The following is a 19,546-nucleotide window of genomic DNA, read 5'->3' as shown; positions in this document are numbered from 1 at the left end:
GGGGCGCGGCGCTTACTGGCTGCCGCCGGAGACCGGGGCGGCCGGCGCGTCCATCTGCAGGGCGCGGGTCAGGAAGCCCCAGCGGTCGGCCACTTCTTCGATCTGTTTCGCGGTCGGCTTGCCCGCGCCGTGGCCGGCTTTGGTGTCGATGCGGATCAGGATCGGATTCGCGCCCGCTTGCGCGGCTTGTGCTGCGGCGGCGAACTTGAAGCTGTGCGCCGGCACCACGCGGTCGTCATGGTCGGCCGTGGTGACCATGGTGGCCGGGTAGCAGCTGCCCGCTTTCAGGTTATGCAGCGGCGAGTACTTGACCAGCGCCTTGAACTCTTCCGGGTTGTCCGACGAACCGTAGTCCGAGGTCCAGGCCCAGCCGATGGTGAACTTCTGGAAGCGCAGCATGTCCATCACGCCCACGGCCGGAATGGCGGCCGCGAACAGGTCGGGACGCTGCGTCATGGCCGCGCCCACCAGCAGGCCGCCGTTGCTGCCGCCGCCGATGGACAGCTTGGCCGGCGAGGTGACCTTGTTGGCCACCAGCCACTCGGCCGCGCCGATGAAGTCGTCGAACACGTTCTGCTTCTGCAGCTTGGTGCCGGCCTTGTGCCAGGCTTCGCCGTACTCGCCGCCGCCGCGCAGGTTGGCCAGCACGTACACGCCGCCCATTTCCAGCCACGCCAGGTTGGCCACCGAGAACGACGGCGTCATCGAGGCGTTGAATCCGCCGTAGCCGTACAGATAGGTCGGGTTGCTGCCGTCCATCTTGATGCCCTTCCTGGCCACGATGAACATCGGCACCTTGGTGCCGTCGCGGCTGGTGAAGAACTGCTGGCGGGTTTCATACGCGGCCGGGTCGAAGTCCACTTTCGGCTGGCGGTACACGCTGCTCTTGCCGGTCTTCATGTCGTAGCGGTAGATGGTGGACGGCGTGGTGAAGCTGGTGTAGGCGTAGAAGGTTTCCGTGTCCTTGGCCTTGCCGTTGAAGCCGGCCGCCGAACCGATGCCCGGCAGGTCCAGCGTGCGCACCGGCTTGCCCTTCAGGTCGAAGATCTTGACCGCGCTGTGCGCGTCGGTCAGGTAGTTCAGCACCAGCTGCTTGTTGATGATGTTGGCGGAGGTCAGCGTTTCGGCCGCTTCCGGCACCACTTCCTTCCACTGGTCCGGCGCAGGCTTGCGGATGTCGATGGCGATGATGCGCGACTTCGGCGCGTTCTTGTCGGTGCGGAAGTAGAACAGCGGACCTTCGTTGGCGATGAAGTCGTAGGCCGCGTCGAACTGCTCCAGCAGGCCGGCCACTTTGGCGTCCTTCTTGCTCAAATCCTTGACGAAGACGCGGTTCTTGCGCTCGGTGCCGTGGCTGCCGTTGACGATCAGGTAGCGGCCGTCGTCGGTCACTTCGGCGCTGAAGCCCCATTCCTTCTGGTCGGGACGGTCGTACACCAGCACGTCCGCGCTTTGCGGCGTGCCAATCTTGTGGAAGTACAGCTTCTGGAAGTAGTTCACGCCGGCCAGCTTGGTGGCTTCGGTCGGCTCGTCGTAGCGGCTGTAGTAGAAGCCGGAACCGTCGTGGTTCCACGCGGTGCTCGAGAACTTCACCCACTTGATGTGGTCTTCCGTGTCCTTGCCGCTGTCGATGGCGCGCACCTTGATCTCGTTCCAGTCCGAGCCGGAGGCGGCGGTGCTGTAGGCCAGCAGCTTGCCGTCCGGGCTGACGGCGGCGCCGGCCAGGGCCACGGTGCCGTCCGTGGACAGGGTGTTCGGGTCGAGCAGCACGCGCGGCGTGTCGCTCAGGTTTTTCATGGTGTACAGCACCGACTGGTTCTGCAGGCCGTCGTTGCGGCTGTAGAAGTAGCGGCCGCCTTCCTTGTACGGCACGCCGTAGCGCTCGAAGTTCCACAGCTTGGTCAGGCGCGCCTTGATCGCTTCGCGCGCGGGGATCTGGCCCAGGTAGCCTTGCGTCAGCTTGTTCTGCGCGTCCACCCATTCCTTGGTTTCGGCGCTGTTGGCGTCTTCCAGCCAGCGGTAAGGATCGGCCACGATGGTGCCGTGGTAGTTGTCCTGCTGGTCGACCTTCTTGGTCAGCGGATAGCTGACAGCCGAGCCGTTGCCGGGGCAGGTTTGCGCCAGCGCGGCGCCGCTAAACGCTGCGGCCAGCGCGAAGATCAGGGAAGCACGTCGTAATTGCATAAGGATTGGTCTCATCCGGTTGATGGGGAAATCGATCATAGCGTGGAATATGACAAATATGAAATGTTCCATGCCCCGCCGCAGCATATTAAATTCGCCGCTGCGGCATGCCGGGCATTTTTTTCTCAGCGCCTATCCCAGTGACTATCCCAGTGACAATTCGTGTATTTTCGACATCTATTTTTGACTAAAGTGTAGCCACGCTTCCCCACCCCACCCCGCAGCCAACCTGCCAAGGAGAGCCACCATGGGCATACTCGACGAGATACTGGGCGAAATCCACGAAATGCCGCTGCTGGGCACCGCCATCAGCCGGCTGGCGATCAACCACATCGCCGGCAGCACCGAGGCGCGGCCGCGCGCGTTCAGCCTGTGGTCGCCGGAGCCGCCCGGCGCGGGCGCGCTGGGGCCGGTGAGCGACTACACGTCCTGGCCGGCGCTGACGGACCGCCGCTACTCGGGCCGCCATCTGCCGCCCGCCAGCGAGGCGAGTGTGGACGAACTGCCGCCGCTGGCGGACGTGATGCCGCTGTTCGACCGCGGCGCGGCCATGATCCCCAGCCGCTCCAGCCTGCTATTCATGTTCTTCGCCCAATGGTTCACCGACAGCGTGCTGCGGGTGGACCCGAATGACAGGCGCAAAAACACCTCCAACCATGACATCGACTTGTGCCAGATCTACGGCCTGGACGAGGAAACCGCCAGCATCCTGCGCGCGCACCACGACGGCTTGCTGCTGAGCCAGGAGATCGGCGGCGAGAGCTATCTGCCCTACCTGTTCGAGGAGCACGGCGGCCAACTCAAGGTCAAACCGGAGTTCCAGCGCCTGCCCTACGCCGGCCATGTGGACAAGATCTTCGCCGGCGTCAGCCCGGACCGCAAACGCAAGGCCTATGCCACGGGACTGGAGCGCGGCAACTCCACCATCGGCTACGTGGCGCTGAACACCATGTTCATGCGCGAGCACAACCGCATCTGCGGCGACCTCAAGGAGAACAATCCGGGCTGGGACGACGAGCGCCTGTTCCAGACCGCGCGCATGATCAACACCGTGCTGCTGCTGAAAGTGGTGGTGGAGGACTACATCAACCATATCGCCGGCAAGCGCGTCTTCACGCTGGAAACCGGCTTTGCGGAGGAGCAGCGCTGGTATCGGCAAAACTGGATCGCCATCGAGTTCGACCTGCTGTACCGCTGGCATTCGCTGGTGCCGGACGTTATCAAGGTCGGCGACGCCGAACTCGATCACACGGGCTTCATGAACAACAACCCCGTGTTCGAGCAGACCGGCCTGGCGCACCTGCTGACCGCCCTGTCCGGCCAGCCGGCCGGCCGCATCGGCCTGTTCAATTCGCCCATCGTCATGCGCCCGGCCGAGCTGGCTGCCATGTCGATGGCGCGCAGCTTCCGGCTGGCGCCCTACAATGACTACCGCACCCGTTTCGGCCTGCCGCGCATCGAATCGATCGACGACCTGTGCAGCGACCCGGGCACCCGCGCCCGCTTGCACACGTTGTACGGCAATATCGACCGGGTCGATTTCCTGGTCGGCCTGTTCGCAGAGGACCGCGACGTGGGCAGCCTGTTCGGCAGCCTGCTGAACATGATGGTGGCGTACGACGCGTTCACGCAGATCTTCACCAATCCGCTGCTGTCGGAGAATATCTACAACGAGCGCACCTTCACGGCCTATGGCCTGGAGCTGATCAAGGACACCCGCTCGGTGCAGGACATTGCCGAACGCAACGCCAAAGGGCCGGTGCGCGCCGACCTGGGCGCGCGCTAGCCGGCCAGCGTGACCGTGCCGCCGGCGCCGGGGGACGCCTCCGGCGCCGCTTCCACAGTCGCCTCCGCGCCCGCCAGCGCGATAGGCGGCCGCCATTTCTCCAGCCAGCCGGCCAGCTGCGCGGCCGGCATGGGGCGGCTCATGAAATAGCCCTGGCCCTGGTCGCAGCCCATGCGCGCCAGCAGGCGCCACACGGCCTCGGTTTCGATGCCTTCGGCCACCACCCGCAAGCCCATGTTGTGGCCGAGGTCGATGGTGGAGCGGACGATCTTGGTGTCGCCGATGTCGTTCTCCATGTTCATCACGAAGGACTTGTCGATCTTCAGCTCGTCCACCGGCAGCCGCTTCAGATAGGCCAGCGAGGAGTAGCCGGTGCCGAAATCGTCGATGGACAGTTCCAGGCCCATGGCGTGCAGGCGCTCCAGCGTGTTCTGCGCGCGCACCGGGTCGTCCATGATGGCGCTCTCGGTGATCTCCAGGCAGAACGAGCCCGGCCCCAGCTGGTGGCGCGCCAGCATGTCGGCGAACTTCACCGGCAAGTCCTGGTCCATCAGGTCGCGCGTGGACAGGTTGACGGAAATCTTCAGCGCAATGCCCTGCCCGGCCAGCTCGCGGCATAGCGCGGCGGACTGCTCCATCACCCAGCGCGTCAGCACGCGGATGAAGCCGGTCTGCTCGGCGAAGGGGATGAACTGGTCCGGGAACACGTTGCCGCGCTCCGGGTGCACCCAGCGCACCAGCGCTTCGGCGCCCACCGCCTTGCCGCTGCCCAGCATGATCTTGGGCTGCACGAACAGGCGGAACTCGTTGCGCTCGACCGCGTTGCGCAGCTCGGTCAGCAGCGACAGGCTTTGCTCGCTGGACTTGTCGAAGCCGGCGTCGTACACCACCGCGCCGTCGTTGCGCTGCTTGGCGGTGTACATGGCCACCTCGGCCGCGCTCAGCAGGGCTTCGGCGCCGTCGCCGTGCAGCGGGTAGCCGGCGATGCCCAGCCCGGCGCCGATGTCGACCATCTGGTCTTCCAGCGACATCGGGGTTTCCAGCGCAGCCAGGATTTCGCGCGCGATCAGCTGCGCCTGCTCCAGCGCGGTGTCCGGCAGCAGCACCACGAATTCGTCGCCGCCCAGGCGCGCCACCTGCGCCGAGGTGTTGCGGCGGTTGGCCAGCTGCAGCTGCAGCCGCCCCGCCACCTGGCGCAGCAGCGCGTCGCCGAAACTGTGGCCCATCACGTCGTTGACGTGCTTGAAGCGGTCCAGGTCCATCATCAGCACGAACACCGACGATTCGCGCTTGCGCGCCTCGGCGATGCAGTCGTTCAGCAGCAGCACGAACTGGGCCCGGTTGGGCAGGCCGGTCAAAGTGTCCCAGTACGCCAGGCGGCGGATTTCCTGCTCGCGCTTGGCGATCCCGTCGCGCATGCTGTCGAAGGCCTGCGCCAGCGCGCCGATCTCGTCCTCGCGCTTGAATTCGATCTGGCCCTTGTAATCGCCGCGCTCGAGGCGCTTGGCGGTGTCGGCCAGCAGGGTCAGCGGCTGCGCGATGCGCTTGGCGGTAAACACGCTGACGGCTGCCGAGATGATGATGCCGGCGATGGTCAGGCCCAGCAGCCAGCGCTCCAGGCGCTCGTATTCGGAAATGGCTTCGTCGATCGAACGCGCCAGCAGCACGCTGACGGCCTGGCCGGCGTCCTCGCCGATCAGCAGCTGGCGCACGCTGTAGCGCGCGCCCTGCACGTCGGCCTCGAACGGCGCGTCCGGGCGCGGCGGCGCGGCGCGCAACTGCTGCACCACGCTGGAGACGGCGGGCACGCCGAAGGTGGACGCCACCGGCAGCAGGCTGCCCTGGCGGTCGCGCGTGACGATGGAAGTGTGCAGGCCGCTCACGCTTTGCATCTCGGCCGCCAGCTGGCCGTCGATCGGGAAGGTCATCACGATGTAGCCGATGACGATGGGCGCTTTCACCGGCATCACCACCACCTGGTAGGGGTAGCGGTCCACCACGGCGATGCCGTTGGCGCCGTCCGACGCCTCGGCCTGGTCCAGCATGCTCATCACCAGCTTTTCCAGCCCGGCCGACTGCGCCTCGCTGGTGGTGGCGGTGATCTTGCGCTCGGCCGACACCAGCATGGAGGCGGTGGCCTTGATGCGGCGTCCGCTGTTGGCCAGCGCCGATTCAATGGTGGCGCGGTCCGATTCGTCATTGTTGCCGATGGCGGCCACGAAGGCGGTGTCGCGCGCCAGCAGGCGGGCGCCGAAGCGCAGGCTTTGCGCGTTCTGGTCCAGCAGGCGGCGGAACACCTTGGCGCCGTTGTTCAGTTCCACGCCGATGGCGGCGCGCGCATTGCTGTCGATGCCGCCCTGGATCACCAGCAGGCCCACCACCTGCACCGCGATGATCAGCAGCAGGAACAGCGTGACGATGCGGCTTTCCAGGCTGCGGAATCGGAAGCGCATGCGGGCTCCTACAGCGCGTCGCCGCTGGAAGGCGGCTTCATGGCCAGGCGGAAGCTGGCCGTGCCGAGCGCGTCGCCGGCCTTGACCACCACCGCCTGCTCGGACGGCTGGCCGCCGGCCATGTTGAAATGCCAGACCTTGAGCAGGTACTTGCCGGCCGGCGCGTCCACCCGCCCCAGGCCGCTGGCGTCGGCCTTCGCGAAGTACGGCGTGTCCACCACCCGCACATAGGCCACCATCTTGTCGTGGATATTACAGCCCAGCACCACCACGCCGGCCTTGTCGAAAATCTGCGGCGTGGCCGAGGTGCCCGAGTACAGCTTCTGGTCGAACTTGTGGGCCGGCGAGAAGGAATAGATGTGGTGGCGCACCTTGTCGTTGTTCGGGAAGTCGATGCGGCTGCCGGTCTGCACCACGGTCACCAGCGGCAGGAATTTCAAGCCCTTCTGCTCGATCTCCGCGCCCTTGGCGGGCTTGGACTGGCCCTGTCCGGCTTCCGGCTCCAGCCAGGCCACGGCGTCCGCCAGCGGCGCGCCGGCGGTGTCGGCCACGTGCACGGCCACGCCGGAGGCGCCGGCGCCGCCCGCCATCAGGTACAAGGTAGCGGCAGCGGCCAGGCGGGAAAACAGTTTGCTCATCGGGAGGGCACGGGCGGATCAAGGAAATCCTATTGTAGCGCCAGCCGCCGGACGCGTTAAGTAGTTTCCTAAATTCATCAGCTTGTCATATTCGAACCCTAATATGGCAGGGTTGCTACTTCCTTGCCTGCCTATCATGAACAATGTGGCCTACCTGCGGCCCGCGCCCGACGACGATGCCTTGCTTCGTATGCAACTGAACGACATCATCGAACGCCGCCAGCTGAGCGCACTGCTGCAGCCCATCGCCCGCATGCAGGACGGGGAGATCATCGCCTACGAAGGGCTGATCCGGGGGCCGTCCGACAGCCCGCTGCATTCGCCGCTGAACCTGTTCAAGGCGGCGCGCGCCTGCGGCCGCACGGTGGAGGTGGAGCACCTGTGCCGGCGCGTGGTGCTGGAGCGCTTCGCCGAACTGAAGCTGCCGGGCAAGCTGTTCCTCAACGTGAGCCCGGAATGCCTGTTGCTGCAACCCGACGGCACGCGCGGCGAGACCTTGCAGTACATCCATCAGATCGGCATCAATCCGGACCGCGTGATCATCGAGCTGACCGAAAACCAGCCCACCTATGATTACGAACTGATGCGCGAGGCGGTGCTGCATTATCGCAACATGGGCTTCCAGATCGCCATCGACGACCTGGGCGAAGGCTTCTCCAGCCTGCGCCTGTGGTCCGAGCTGCGGCCCGAGTATGTCAAGATCGACATGCACTTCATCCAGGGCATCAACCATGACCCGGTGAAGCTGCAGTTCGTGCGCTCGATCCAGGAGATCGCCGACAAGTCGGACACGCTGGTGATCGCCGAGGGCATCGAAACCCAGGCCGAGCTGCTGGTGCTGCGCGACATCGGCGTGGCCTACGGCCAGGGCTACCACCTGGGCCGGCCGCACAGCGCGCCGGCGCGCGCCTTGCCGGCCGAAGTGGCCAAGGCGCTCAGCCGCAACGGCGTGGCGGTGTATCCGCAGCGCAGCGGCGAGAAGCAGGCCGCCACCATCGCCAAGCTGCTGCACGAGGTGGCGGCGGTGCCGCCTTCGCTGTGCAACAACGAAGTGTACGAGATCTTCATGGCCGAGCCCAAGCTGCTGATCATCCCGGTGGTGGACGACGGCGTGCCGCTGGGGCTGATCAGCCGCTTCGACATGATCGACCATTTCGCGCGGCCCTACCAGCGCGAGCTGTACGGCAAAAAGTCCTGCCGCCAGTTCATGGACCCCAAGCCGCTGATCGCCGACAAGGACACCAGCCTGCAAGACCTGTCCTACCGCATGGTGGAGTCGGCCGCGCACCATTTGTTCAACGGCTTCATCATCACCGAGCACGGGCGCTACCTGGGCATGGGCACCGGCCACGATTTGATGCGCGAGATCACGCAAATGCAGATCCACGCCGCGCGCTACGCCAATCCGCTGACGCAGTTGCCGGGCAACGTGCCGATCAACGAGCATATCGACCGCCTGCTCGAGAGCGGCACCCGGTTCTGGGTCTGCTATTGCGACCTGGACCACTTCAAGCCCTTCAACGACGTGTACGGCTACCGCCGGGGCGACGACGTGATCCAGATGACGGGCCGCATCCTCAGCGGCCATTGCGACCCGGACCGCGATTTCATCGGCCACATCGGCGGCGACGATTTCATGCTGCTGTTCCAGAGCGAAGACTGGGAAACGCGCTGCCGCGCCATCCTGGCCGATTTCGCGGCCAGCGTGCTGGACTACTACAGCCTGGAAGACCGCGACCGGGGCGGCTACATCAGCGAGGACAGGCAGGGCAAGAAGGTGTTCTATTCTCTGATGAGTTTGTCGCTCGGGACGATACGGGTCGAGCCGCACCAGTATTATTCGCACCACCAGATCGCCACCCAGGCGTCCGAAGCGAAGAAGCAGGCCAAGAAGATTCACGGCAACAGCCTGTTCGTGGACCGCCGCCACCCGGCGTAGCGCCGGCACGGCAGCGGGTCAGGCGCCCGCCTCCGAGCGGTCTTCGCGGCCGGCGGCGCCGGGACCGGCGTTGGGGCCGGGGCCGGGCTGGAATTGCTCGGCCAGCGCCCGCCCGTCGGCCAGTTGCGCCGCGCTCAGCCTGGCGCTCATCTGCTCGCGCTGCGTGGCGGCGCTGGCGTTGCCGCTGGCCGCCGCCAGCGAAATCCACATGAAGGCCCGCACCGGATCGCGCGCCACGCCGCGCCCGCCGTTGTACATGCCGCCCAGGTTGTACTGCGCCAGCACATGGCCCTGTTCGGCCGCCTGGCGGTAGCAGGCCACCGCGTCCGCGTCGCTGCGCGCCACGCCATGGCCGTTGGCATACATCACCCCCAGATTGTTCACGGCGCTGGCGTCGCCCTGCGCGGCCGCCGCCTGGTACCAGGCCACGGCGCGCGCCTCGTCGCGCTCCACGCCCTGCCCGTTGGCATACATGACGGCCGCGTTGAACTGCGCGTTGGCCACGCCCTGCGCGGCCGCCTGGCAATACCATTCCAGTGCGCGCGCCGGGTCGGCCGCCACGCCGCGCCCCTGCGCGTACATGGCGCCCAGGTTGTATTGCGCCAGCGCGTGCCCCGATTCGGCCGCGCGGCGGTACCAGATGAACGCTTCGGGCTCGTCGCGGTCCACGCCCAGGCCGTTGGCCAGCAGCACGCCCAGGTTGAACTGCGCATCGACGTCGTCCTGCGCGGCGGCGCGCGCCAGCCAGCAATAGGCGCGGCGCTGGTCGGGCGCCACGCCGCGCCCTTCCGCATAGGCCACGCCGACCCGGCGCTGCGCCGCCGGATGGCCCTGCGCGGCGGCTTGCCGGAACCAGGCCAGCGCAGCCGCGTCGCTGGGCGGCACGCCCTGGCCGCGCCGGTGCATCAGGCCCAGGTTCAGCTGGGCGCCGGCGTCGCCCTGCAGCGCGGCCTTGCGCAGCCAGGCCAGCGCCAGCGGCTCGCTGCGGCGCGTGCCCAGGCCCAGCAGGTAAGCCTCGCCCGTCAGCGCCTGCGCGCTGGCCACGCCCTGCGCGGCGGCGCGGCTGAACCAGGCCAGCGCAGCCTCCTCGCTGTGCGGCACGCCGCGCCCTTTGCGGTACATCTGCCCCAGGTTCTGCTGGGCCGACGCTTCGCCCTGATCGGCGGCGAGACGGAACCAGAACGCGGCCTCGCCGTCGCGGCAGGGCGTGCCGCGTCCGTTGTAATACATGGCGCCGACGTGGTTCTGTGCAAAGGCCAGCCCTTGCAGCGCGGCCAGGCGCATCCAGACGAAGGCTTTTTCCTCGTCGCGGCGCACGCCCTGGCCCTTCTTGTACAGCAGCGCCAGGTTGAACTGGGCATAGGGATCGCCGCGCGCGGCAGCATCCCGGTACCAGGTGAAGACGGAGCTGTCGGCAGTGGAGTGGCGGTGGTCCATGATGGCCCTTTGCGTCGCGTGTGCCTCAAGCTTAGACAGTCAGGCGGACGCGCGTTTGATCCCGCTCAATCGTGGTTGCGAATTGATAGCCTTATGGAAATCTTAACGTTGCGCGCCGGCGCCCGACTGCTTGAGCAGGTAGGCGTGCACCTTGGCGGCGGCCAGCTTGTTGACCGACAGCAGCAGTTCCGGCGCCACGGCGGGCAGGCCGTAGGTGTCGCCCAGGTGGCGGGCGATATGCAGCAGCACTTGCGCCGCCACTTCCGCGTCCGACTCGGCCCGGTGGGCTGCGCTCTTGAAGCGGATGCCGAGCTGGCCGGACAGTTGGCCCAGCTTGTAGCTGCCCAGCGCGGGGAACACGCGGCGCGACAGCTTCAGCGAGCATACCGTGCCCTGGTGCGCGGGGGCCAGGCCCAGGCGGGCGCTTTCGGCGCGCAGGAATTTTTCGTCGAAGCTGGCGTTGTGCGCGGCCAGCGCGTCGGCGCCGATGAAGTCCAGCAGCGCCGGCACCACCTCGCCCACCGGCGGCGCGTTGTCCACCATGTGCTGCGTGATGCCGGTCAGTCCCGTGATGAAGGACGGAATGCGCACGCCGCAGTTAATCAGCGACACGTAGCGCTCCGTGATGCGGCCGTCCTCGATGCGCAGCGCGGCCACTTCGGTGATGCGGTCGCCCATGTCGGGCGAGAGGCCGGTGGTCTCGAAGTCGATCATCACGATGGGCTTGCTGTACACCGCCATCACGCGCCCCCGAACTTGCGCACCGCGTCCAGCGCCAGGCCGGCGCCGATGCTGCCGAACAGGTCGCCTTCCACCTTGCGCGCCGCCGGCAGCACCGCACCGATGCGCTCGCGCAGCGACAGCACGCCGCTGGAGCCGCCGGTGAAGAACACCGTGTCCACCTGCTCCGGCTTCACGCCGGCGTCGGCCAGCATTTTCTGCACGGTCTGCTCGACCGAGCCCACCAGGTGGCCGATGGCGGCGTCGAAACCGCTGCGGCTCAGATCCAGCGTGACGGCGGGCGACAGCCGCTCCAGCTCGAGCGCCACGTTTTCCGCGCCGGACAGCGCGATCTTGCCCTCTTCCACCTTCATCGCCAGCCAGTGGCCGGCGCGCTCGTCGATCAGCCTTTGCAGGCGGCCCAGCTTGTCCTGCTCGCGCGCGTCGCGCACCAGTTCGGACAGCTGGGTCCACATCTTCTTGGTGTAAGCCAGGTTGATGGTGTGCCAGGTGGCCAGGTTGAAGTAGTAGCTCGACGGGACTTCGCTGTTGTTGTTCAGCTGGCTGCCGTAGCCCAGCAGCGGCATCACCGCCGACAGGCTCAGGTATTTATCGAAGTCGGTGCCGCCGATGTGCACGCCGCCGGTGGCCAGGATGTCGTCGCGCCGCTCGGCCTTCTTGGCGCGCTCGGGCGACAGGCGCACCAGCGAAAAGTCCGAGGTACCGCCGCCGATGTCGGCAATCAGCACCAGCTCTTCGCGGTCGATCTGCGACTCGTAGTCGAAAGCGGCGGCGATCGGCTCGAACTGGAAGGCGATATCCTTGAAGCCCACCGAGCGGGCAATCTCGGCCAGCGTGTCCTCGGCCAGTTGGTCGTTGGCGGCGTTGTCGTCGATGAAATACACCGGGCGGCCGAACACGGCCGAGTTGAACTGGCGGCCGGAGGCCTGCTCGGCGCGCTTCTTGACTTCGCCGATGAAGTTGGCCAGCAGCATGCGGAACGGCAGCGCGCGTCCGCCCACTTCGGTCTGGCCGTCGATCAGGCTGGTGCCCAGCAGGCTTTTCAGCGAACGCATCAGGCGGCCTTCGTAGCCGGCCAGGTACTCGCCCAGCGCGGCGCGGCCGAAGGTCACTTCCTCGTCCTCGGCGTTATAAAACACCACCGAGGGCAAGGTGGTCTTGCCGTCCTCGAGGGCCAGCATGGTGGGATGGCCGGGACGCACCCAGCCAACCGTGGAATTGGACGTGCCAAAATCGACTCCGCAAGCTATGGCCATGTCTCTCTTCCAGTGTGTTGAAGGGGCGGTAGTCTACCAGAAACCGCCGGGTCCGGCTACCGGCCGGCCGCCACGGTCTTGCTGCGCCGAAATAGCGACACTTGCGCGCCAAATGATTGCAAACTATTGCCATGAGGTAAGACCCTAAGTTATCCTCAGGTAACAACTATAAACATGCAACGGCTGGCCTACGAGACAATGAGAACAAGAAAAGACGCGCCAGCACCCAGTATCGCCGAGCACAAGGCCGCCATCCAGCGCGAAAACCGCCGCGTCACCTCCTACGACGTGGCGCTGGTGGCGGGCGTGTCGCAGTCGGCCGTGTCGCGCTGCTTCAAGCCGGGCGCCAGCGTGTCCAAGCACACTTACGCGCGGGTGATGCAGGCGGCCGAGGGCCTGGAATACATTCCGAACGCGGCGGCGCGCAGCCTGATCACGCGGCGCAGCAATATGGTGGCGGTGATTATTTCCAACGCGGCCAATCTGTACTATCCCGAAGCGCTGTCCGAACTCAGCAAGCAGATTGCCCGGCGCGGCAAACGCGTGCTGCTGTTCACGATGCAGCGGGAAAGCGAACTGGACGCGCTGATGAACGACGTCTGGCAATACCAGGTGGACGGGGTGATCGCCGCCGCCACGCTGAGCGAGGCGCAAGTGGCCGAGTTCGAGCGCCGGCGCGTGCCGCTGGTGCTGTTCAACCGCAACCTGCGCGGCCAGACCGCCAACACGGTGGCCTGCGACCAGTACGAGGCGGGCCGCGCGCTGGCCTCGCGGCTGGCGGCGGCCGGGCACCGGGTGTTCGGCATGATAGACGGCGCGCAGGACAACGCGGTGGCCAGCGAGCGGCGGCGCGGCGCCTGCGAGCGCCTGGCCGAGCTGGGCCTGCCCGAACCGGTCATCGTGCGCGGCAATTTCGACTACGCCAGCGGCAAGCTGGGTCTGCGCGAGATTATCGCCCGCAGCGGCGGCCGGGTGCCGGACGCCGTCATCTGCGGCAGCGACGTGATGGCGATCGGCTGCCTGGACTGCGCGCGCCACGAACTGGGCCTGGCCGTGCCGGCGCAGCTGTCGGTGGCCGGGTTCGACGCGGTCGAGGCGTCCAACTGGCTCAGCTACGACCTGACCTCCCTGCGCCACCCGATGCAGCAAATGGCCTCGGCAGCGGCCGAGCTGCTGCACAAGCTGATCGACCACCCCGGCGGCGCCGCCGAAAAGCGCATGTTCGCGCCCCAGTTCATCGAGGGCGCCACCGCCCGCCTGGCCCCGCCGGCCAGCATGGAACTGGCGGCGTAGCGGCCGCTAGCCGTTCTGCGGCCTGGTCGCCAGCGCCACGATCGCCGCGCCTGCCGCCACCATCAGCGCGTCCTCAATCAGGCCGCTGCGGGTCTGCCCGATGCGCGCCATGGCCCGCTTGCGGGCGGCCAAGGTAACGTAAGCAAGCGGTACGGCCGTGGCGACGGCGACCGCTGCGCCGGCGCGCTCCCGGCCCTTCGGGGCCAGCGCCGCGCCCGCAATGCCGGCGCTCAATACACGCGCCAGCAGCCCCAGGAACACGGTGCGGTCGGGCGCGGTCTTCATCTTGTCGCCCGCCAGTTCGCCAAGCCCCATCGCCAGCGCACCGAGTTTGACCGCCGGCCGGTCCAGGAGGACCAGCTCTCCGCTGGTACGCCGGTGCGCAAGGCGCGCCGCCGCGATGGTCGCCATGGGCGTCATGGACCGCGCGCTGGCGACGGCGCCAATCAGGGCGGAGGAAAGCAGGCTGGGAATCTTCATCTTTATACCCCTGTGCAAGTGGAATCGCGTGAGAACCCCACCTTAAGGGTTATTTCGCATTCCATCCGTTAGATGGGTCATATAGCTTCAGAAAGGGCCGCCAGCCGCTTGGGCCTGCTGAGGCCGGACAAGGCCTTGTCGTAGGACCATTGCACCAGTTCGGTCAGATAGTCCTGCGGGAAATGCTGCACGTTGACGATGGTGACCCAATGGAAGCGCCCCATGTAGCGCGCCGGCTTGACGCCGGGCACGCCCGTCAGTTCGAGGAAACGGTCGGACGAGGCGCGGAAGCTGAAGCGCCAGCGCTCCGGCTCGCTCGTCTTGAAGTAGGCGAATGTCTTGCCACCCACCGCATATACCAGGATGTTGCCCGGCGCCCCGTGCAGGGTCGCCACGGCGCCGGGAAATTGCGCGCAATGCGCCTTCAGCTGTTCAGCATCCATTCCGGCGCCGGCCGCTTTACGCTTCAGCCACGCGCTTGGCGATGTGCGCCAGCGACTCTTCCACCTGGTCCACCAGCACCAGGCACAGGTCGCCCGGCTGCAGGCGGGCCAGCGCCGTATCGATGGCGATGAACTCGCCGTTGATCTCGTCGACGTAATTGGTGCGCGGCGCGCCCGCCAGGCCCTGGCGCAGCAGCGCCACCACTTCGCCGTCGGCGCGGCCGCGCTGGCACTGGTCCTGGTACAGCAGCACGTCGTCGAAGGCCTTGCCGAGGATCTCGGTCTGCTGGCGGATGTCTTCGTCGCGGCGGTCGCCGGCGCCGGAGATCACCACCGAACGGCGCTTGGCCGGCAGCGCGTCCACCGCCTGCACCAGCGCCAGCATGGCGTCCGGGTTGTGGCCGTAGTCGGCGATCACGGTGGCGCCCTTGTACGAGAACATGTTGAAGCGGCCCGGCGCGTTGTCGCTGTCGTTGGCGAAGGTGGCCAGGCCCTTGCGAATCGATTCCCAGTCGACGCCCGCGCCCCACGCCGCCGCCACGGCGGCCATCACGTTCTCCACCTGGAAGCCGATGGCGCCGTTGCGCGTGATCGGCACTTCCGACAGCGGCACCGCTTCCGCGTGCTTGCCTTCGGCGGCGATCAGCTGGCCGTCTTCGATGTAGACGGTGCGGCGGCCCTGCGCCAGGTGGGTGGCGATGACCGGGTGCTCGCGGTCGGCGCCGAAGAAGGTGACCTTGCCGCGGCACGAAGCGGCCATGCCGGCCACGATAGGATCCATCGCGTTCAGCACCGCCACGCCGTTCTTGTCCACGTTCTGCACGATGACGCGCTTGAGCACCGCCAGGTCTTCCACGGTGGTGATGTAGTTCAGGCCCAGGTGGTCGCCGGCGCCGATGTTGGTCACCACGGCCACCTTGCAGCGGTCGAAGGCCAGGCCTTCGCGCAGCACGCCGCCGCGCGCGGTTTCAAACACGGCCGCGTCCACGTCCGGATGCTGCAGCACGTTGCGCGCGCTGCGCGGGCCGGAGCAGTCGCCGCTGTCGGTGCGGCGGCCGTTGATGTAGACGCCGTCGGTATTGGTCATGCCCACCCGCAGGCCGCTGGCGGCCATCAGGTGCGCGATCAGGCGTACGGTGGTGGTCTTGCCGTTGGTGCCGGTCACCGCCACCACGGGAATGCGGCCGTCGTCGCCGTCGGGGAACATGGCCGAGATAATCGCTTCGCCCACCGGACGGCCCTTGCCGTAGGAAGGCGTCAAGTGCATGCGCAGGCCGGGGGCGGCGTTCACTTCCACCACGCCGCCGCCTTGCGCTTCGATCGGTTGCAGCACGCTGTCGCACACCACGTCCACGCCGCAGATGTCGAGGCCGATCATCTGCGCCGCTTCCACCGCGCGCGCCGCCACTTCGGGGTGCACGTCGTCGGTCACGTCGGTGGCGGAGCCGCCGGTGGACAGGTTGGCGTTGTTGCGCAGGATGACGCGCTGGCCTTTCGGCGGCACGGAGTCGGCCTCGTAGCCTTGCAGCGCCAGGCGCGCCAGCGCGATGTCGTCGAAACGGATCTTGGTCAGCGAGGTGGCGTGGCCGGAGCCGCGGCGCGGGTCGGCGTTCACCAGCTCCACCAGTTCGCGTACCGAGTGCACGCCGTCGCCCACCACGTGCGGCGGGTCGCGGCGCGCGGCGGCGATCAGCTTGTTGCCGATCACCAGCAGGCGGAAGTCGTGGCCCGGCAGGAAGCGCTCGACCAGGATGTCGTCGCGGAATTCGCGCGCGGCGGCGAAGGCCTTGAACACCTGCTCGCGGGTGGTGATGTTGACCGTCACGCCCTTGCCCTGGTTGCCGTCCTTCGGCTTGATCACCACCGGCAGGCCGACCTCGTTGGCGGCCTTCCAGGCGTCTTCCTCGTCCACCGCCGAGCGGCCGTGCGGCACCGGCACGCCGGCCGCGTCCAGCAGCTTCTTGGTCAGTTCCTTGTCCTGCGCGATGGTCTCGGCGATGGCGCCGGTGGAATCCATCTCGGCGGCCTGGATGCGGCGCTGGCGCGAGCCCCAGCCGAACATCACCATGGAGCCCTTGGTCATGCGCTTGAACGGGATGTTGCGCACCATGGCGGCATGCACGATGGCGCCGGTGCTCGGGCCCAGGCGCACGTCCTCGTCCAGGTCGCGCAGCTGCGCCAGCGCGCCGGGCAGGTCGAACGGGGTGTCGTCCAGCGCGGATTCCAGCAGCTGTTCGGCCAGATCCACCGCCAGGCGGCCCACTTCTTCTTCGGTGTATTCCACCACCATCTGGTAGATGCCGGTTTCCAGCGTCGGCGTGGTGCGGCTGAAGGTCACCGGGCAGCCGGCTTCGGCCTGCAGGGCCAGCGCGGCCAGCTCCAGCACGTGCGCCATCGGAATCGCGTCGTCATGGCCGATCGGCTGCAGCGCGGCGATCCCAGGGAAGCGCGCGCGCAGGCGCACTTCGAAGCCGGGCAGCTTGTCGATGTTCTCTTCGTCCGGCGTGCAGGAGACGATGGCTTCGACCGCCGTGTGGTGACTCCAAAGATTGGGGCCGCGCAGCGCGCGGATGCGAATAACTTCCATTACCTGTGTCCTGTAGGGTGGTCTGCTTTGATACTGGTATTAATACGTGTATTAGTTCGCCTTGAAGGTGCGCAGCGCGGCGGCGATCAGGCCCGGTTCCAGGCCCAGCGCCCAGCCGGCGGCGATCGCGGCCAGCAGCGCTTCCTCGTTGCCGGCCTGGCTGGCCGGCATGCAGGACAGCGGCAGCATGGCCACTTCATTGGCGCCGGCCGCCAGCACGAAGCCGGTGGCGCGCAGGAACACCGCGCGCTCGCCGTCCTGGCGGTGCTCGACGATGGCCGGCAGCTGCTCGTCCAGGCCGTAGAAGATCACGGCGCCGTCGCACAGCTCGGCCATTTCCACCACTTGCGGCTCGGCGGCGTTCAGCACCGCGGCGCCGTCCGGCAGCACCACGTCGATCTGGGTGCGCAGCACACCGTACATGTCGTCTTCGTCGCCGATGTAGAACTCGGACAGGTCGCCGTGGCCGGCGGTGTCGGTGACGATGCCCACCGAGCACTTGTCGTAGGCCAGGCCTTCGGTCAGGATCATGCGGCTGCCGTTGTGGAACACGGCCGCTTCCACGTTACGGTTGAGCAGCAGGCGCTGGCCCGATTCCCACGCCGACAGCGGGCCGCGCGGCACCTTGCGGCCGTTCAGGTAAATGCCTTCTTCGCAGCTCAGGCCGACCGATTTGCCGCTCACTTCCAGCAGCCAGGCGGTCAGGTTGGCGATCAGCACGCTGTGCCGTTCGCCGGCCACGCCCACCACGGGAATGCGGCCGGTGTCTTCCGGCGCGAACAGCTGGTCGACAATGGCGGCGCCCACGGGACGCGGCTGGCCGCCCTCGGCCGGCTTCAAATGGGCCAGCAGGCCCGGGCTGGCGTTGACTTCGATGACGGCGCCGCCCTGCTGTTCCAGCGGGCGCGAAATGTCCTGCGCCACCAGGTCGATGCCGGCGATGTCCAGGCCGATCACGCGCGCGGCCAGGGTGGCCATGTCGGCGATGTCCGGGTGCACCAGGTCGGTCACGTCCATCGCCACGTTGCCGTTCGGCTGGATCAGCACCTTGTGGCCGGCGGCCGGCACCGACTCGTGCGTCATGCTCTGGCGCTTGAGCTCGAGGATGATTTCGGCCGACACGTCCGGCTTGATCAGGCCCAGCGGCGAACCTTCGGTCTCGCCGCGGCGCGGGTCGATATTGATGTGCAGGTCGCACAGCTGCTTGATGGTGTGCTGGCCGTCGCCCGTCACCCACAGCGACTCGCCCTTGGCGGCCGCGATCAGCTTCTTGCCCACCACCAGCAGGCGGTGTTCGTCGCCGGCGATGAAACGCTCCACGATCACGCTCTTGCTGCCGCCCTTGCGCGCGGCCAGCTCGTAGGCCGCGTGCACGTCGGCCTCGGTGGTCAGGTTGAGGGTCACGCCGCGGCCGTGGTTGCCGTCGTAGGGTTTCACCACCACCGGCAGGCCGATGTCCTCGGCCGCTTCCCACGCCTCTTCGGCGCTGCGCACCAGTTCGCCCTCCGGCACCGGCACGCCGGCCGAAGCCAGCAGGCTCTTGGTCAGGTCCTTGTCGCTGGCGATGCCTTCGGCGATGGCGCTGGTGGCGTCGGTCTCGGCGGTCCAGATGCGGCGCTGGCGCGCGCCGTGGCCCAGTTGCACCAGGTTGCCGTCGGTCAGGCGGATCGATGGAATCTTGCGGTCGGTGGCGGCATCGACGATGTTGGCCGTGCTCGGGCCCAGGCACAGCGACTCGACCATGTCGGTCAGCTCGGCCACGGTGGCGGCCAGGTCGTACGGGCGGTTTTCGATGGCGGCCATCAGCAGCTCGCGGCCGGCGGCCAGCGCGGCGCGCCCCACCTGCTCCTGGCGGGTGCGGAACGCCATCTTGTAGATCACGCCGTCCTCGGAGGTCTGGCGCGTTTTGCCGAAGCCGGTGCGCATGCCAGCCAGGTTCTGCAGCTCCAGCACCACGTGCTCGAGGATGTGGCCGGCGTAGGTGCCGTCGCGCAGCCGCTCGTTGAAGCCGCCGCGCTCGCCCACGCCGCAGCGGTGCTCGACCAGGTGCGGCAGGATGGCCGTCAGGCGCTCGTACAGACCGGGGATTTTGTCAGAGGGGAAATTTTCGAGCTCGCCAATATCCAGCCACGCCTCGATTACCGGGCGGTAAGTCCAGATATTTGGTCCGCGCAAATGTGTTACACGGAGAAATTCAATGTCTTTCTTCTTTGTCATGTTTTTGCTCTTGTACCTCTTGCGGTATACTCCGCAAAAGCAGGCCGCACTCGGCGGTCCCCCTCTTTTATTTCGTCAAATGATGAATAACT

13 protein-coding genes are annotated in these 19,546 nt (G+C 67.2%); 3 read left to right on the top strand and 10 right to left on the bottom strand.

Going from position 1 to position 19,546, the window contains the following annotated elements:
- Window positions 1-12: 12 nt before the first annotated feature.
- The gene (locus tag AC56DV_RS30275; RefSeq protein ID WP_496317911.1) at window positions 13-2,184 is read right to left on the bottom strand and encodes a prolyl oligopeptidase family serine peptidase; all 2,172 of its coding nucleotides are present in this window, start codon (window positions 2,182-2,184) and stop codon (window positions 13-15) included.
- 247 nt (window positions 2,185-2,431) lie between these two features.
- Between AC56DV_RS30275 and AC56DV_RS30270 the strand changes: the two genes are divergently transcribed.
- Window positions 2,432-3,970 (top strand): peroxidase family protein, encoded by a 1,539-nt coding sequence (locus tag AC56DV_RS30270; RefSeq protein WP_496317910.1) that lies wholly within the window; start codon window positions 2,432-2,434, stop codon window positions 3,968-3,970.
- Here AC56DV_RS30270 and AC56DV_RS30265 read toward each other — a convergent pair.
- Together AC56DV_RS30265 and AC56DV_RS30260 are read right to left on the bottom strand one after the other, a co-directional pair.
- Window positions 3,967-6,423, bottom strand: coding sequence for a putative bifunctional diguanylate cyclase/phosphodiesterase (locus AC56DV_RS30265; RefSeq protein WP_496317909.1), 2,457 nt, complete (start codon window positions 6,421-6,423; stop codon window positions 3,967-3,969). The genes AC56DV_RS30270 and AC56DV_RS30265 overlap by 4 nt on opposite strands.
- Before the next feature lie 8 nt (window positions 6,424-6,431).
- The gene (locus AC56DV_RS30260) at window positions 6,432-7,061 is read right to left on the bottom strand and encodes a methylamine utilization protein (protein WP_496317908.1); all 630 of its coding nucleotides are present in this window, start codon (window positions 7,059-7,061) and stop codon (window positions 6,432-6,434) included.
- Between the two features lie 136 nt (window positions 7,062-7,197).
- Here AC56DV_RS30260 and AC56DV_RS30255 point away from each other — a divergent pair, with 136 nt between their 5' ends.
- On the top strand, window positions 7,198-9,000 hold the full coding sequence (locus AC56DV_RS30255; RefSeq protein ID WP_496317907.1) for a GGDEF domain-containing protein: 1,803 nt from the start codon (window positions 7,198-7,200) through the stop codon (window positions 8,998-9,000).
- A gap of 18 nt (window positions 9,001-9,018) precedes the next feature.
- On the opposite strand, the gene AC56DV_RS30250 is transcribed toward AC56DV_RS30255, so the two are convergent.
- The 3 genes from AC56DV_RS30250 to AC56DV_RS30240 form a co-directional block, all read right to left on the bottom strand.
- On the bottom strand, window positions 9,019-10,437 hold the full coding sequence (locus AC56DV_RS30250) for an SEL1-like repeat protein (RefSeq protein ID WP_496317906.1): 1,419 nt from the start codon (window positions 10,435-10,437) through the stop codon (window positions 9,019-9,021).
- A 102-nt stretch (window positions 10,438-10,539) separates the two neighbouring features.
- The gene (locus AC56DV_RS30245; RefSeq protein ID WP_496317905.1) at window positions 10,540-11,178 is read right to left on the bottom strand and encodes a 3'-5' exonuclease; all 639 of its coding nucleotides are present in this window, start codon (window positions 11,176-11,178) and stop codon (window positions 10,540-10,542) included.
- A complete protein-coding gene (locus AC56DV_RS30240) occupies window positions 11,178-12,434 on the bottom strand; it encodes an Hsp70 family protein (RefSeq protein WP_496317904.1) in 1,257 nt (418 codons plus the stop codon). Before AC56DV_RS30240 ends, AC56DV_RS30245 begins: the two co-directional genes overlap by 1 nt.
- Before the next feature lie 198 nt (window positions 12,435-12,632).
- Between AC56DV_RS30240 and AC56DV_RS30235 the strand changes: the two genes are divergently transcribed.
- Entirely contained in the window at window positions 12,633-13,727 is a 1,095-nt protein-coding gene (locus AC56DV_RS30235) for a LacI family DNA-binding transcriptional regulator (protein ID WP_496317903.1), read from the top strand.
- Window positions 13,728-13,733: 6 nt separating this feature from the next.
- Here the strand turns inward: AC56DV_RS30235 and AC56DV_RS30230 are convergent, their stop codons facing one another.
- The 4 genes from AC56DV_RS30230 to AC56DV_RS30215 form a co-directional block, all read right to left on the bottom strand.
- Window positions 13,734-14,207, bottom strand: coding sequence for a hypothetical protein (locus tag AC56DV_RS30230; protein ID WP_496317902.1), 474 nt, complete (start codon window positions 14,205-14,207; stop codon window positions 13,734-13,736).
- A gap of 77 nt (window positions 14,208-14,284) precedes the next feature.
- Window positions 14,285-14,650, bottom strand: a complete 366-nt coding sequence (locus AC56DV_RS30225) for an MmcQ/YjbR family DNA-binding protein (protein ID WP_496317901.1) — start codon at window positions 14,648-14,650, stop codon at window positions 14,285-14,287.
- A gap of 16 nt (window positions 14,651-14,666) precedes the next feature.
- Window positions 14,667-17,237, bottom strand: coding sequence for a cyanophycin synthetase (gene cphA, locus AC56DV_RS30220; RefSeq protein ID WP_496317900.1), 2,571 nt, complete (start codon window positions 17,235-17,237; stop codon window positions 14,667-14,669).
- 51 nt (window positions 17,238-17,288) lie between these two features.
- Entirely contained in the window at window positions 17,289-19,454 is a 2,166-nt protein-coding gene (locus AC56DV_RS30215) for a cyanophycin synthetase (RefSeq protein WP_496317899.1), read from the bottom strand.
- Window positions 19,455-19,546: the final 92 nt, after the last annotated feature.

The sequence above is a fragment of the Massilia sp. BGA-UO-ETr-WB1 genome (assembly GCF_059567845.1).
Note: the sequence above shows the minus strand (reverse complement) of the source record. Positions and strands in the feature narration are given on the sequence as shown.

Excerpts from the sequence above, each read along its gene's own strand:
- AC56DV_RS30260 (WP_496317908.1), bottom strand. The coding sequence starts at position 7,061 with ATGAGCAAACTGTTTTCCCGCCTGGCCGCTGCCGCTACCTTGTACCTG.
- cphA (WP_496317900.1), bottom strand. The coding sequence starts at position 17,237 with ATGGAAGTTATTCGCATCCGCGCGCTGCGCGGCCCCAATCTTTGGAGT.
- AC56DV_RS30255 (WP_496317907.1), top strand. The coding sequence starts at position 7,198 with ATGAACAATGTGGCCTACCTGCGGCCCGCGCCCGACGACGATGCCTTG.
- AC56DV_RS30235 (WP_496317903.1), top strand. The coding sequence starts at position 12,633 with ATGAGAACAAGAAAAGACGCGCCAGCACCCAGTATCGCCGAGCACAAG.
- AC56DV_RS30265 (WP_496317909.1), bottom strand. The coding sequence starts at position 6,423 with ATGCGCTTCCGATTCCGCAGCCTGGAAAGCCGCATCGTCACGCTGTTC.
- AC56DV_RS30230 (WP_496317902.1), bottom strand. The coding sequence starts at position 14,207 with ATGAAGATTCCCAGCCTGCTTTCCTCCGCCCTGATTGGCGCCGTCGCC.
- AC56DV_RS30270 (WP_496317910.1), top strand. The coding sequence starts at position 2,432 with ATGGGCATACTCGACGAGATACTGGGCGAAATCCACGAAATGCCGCTG.
- AC56DV_RS30225 (WP_496317901.1), bottom strand. The coding sequence starts at position 14,650 with ATGGATGCTGAACAGCTGAAGGCGCATTGCGCGCAATTTCCCGGCGCC.
- AC56DV_RS30275 (WP_496317911.1), bottom strand. The coding sequence starts at position 2,184 with ATGCAATTACGACGTGCTTCCCTGATCTTCGCGCTGGCCGCAGCGTTT.
- AC56DV_RS30250 (WP_496317906.1), bottom strand. The coding sequence starts at position 10,437 with ATGGACCACCGCCACTCCACTGCCGACAGCTCCGTCTTCACCTGGTAC.
- AC56DV_RS30215 (WP_496317899.1), bottom strand. The coding sequence starts at position 19,454 with ATGACAAAGAAGAAAGACATTGAATTTCTCCGTGTAACACATTTGCGC.
- AC56DV_RS30240 (WP_496317904.1), bottom strand. The coding sequence starts at position 12,434 with ATGGCCATAGCTTGCGGAGTCGATTTTGGCACGTCCAATTCCACGGTT.
- AC56DV_RS30245 (WP_496317905.1), bottom strand. The coding sequence starts at position 11,178 with ATGGCGGTGTACAGCAAGCCCATCGTGATGATCGACTTCGAGACCACC.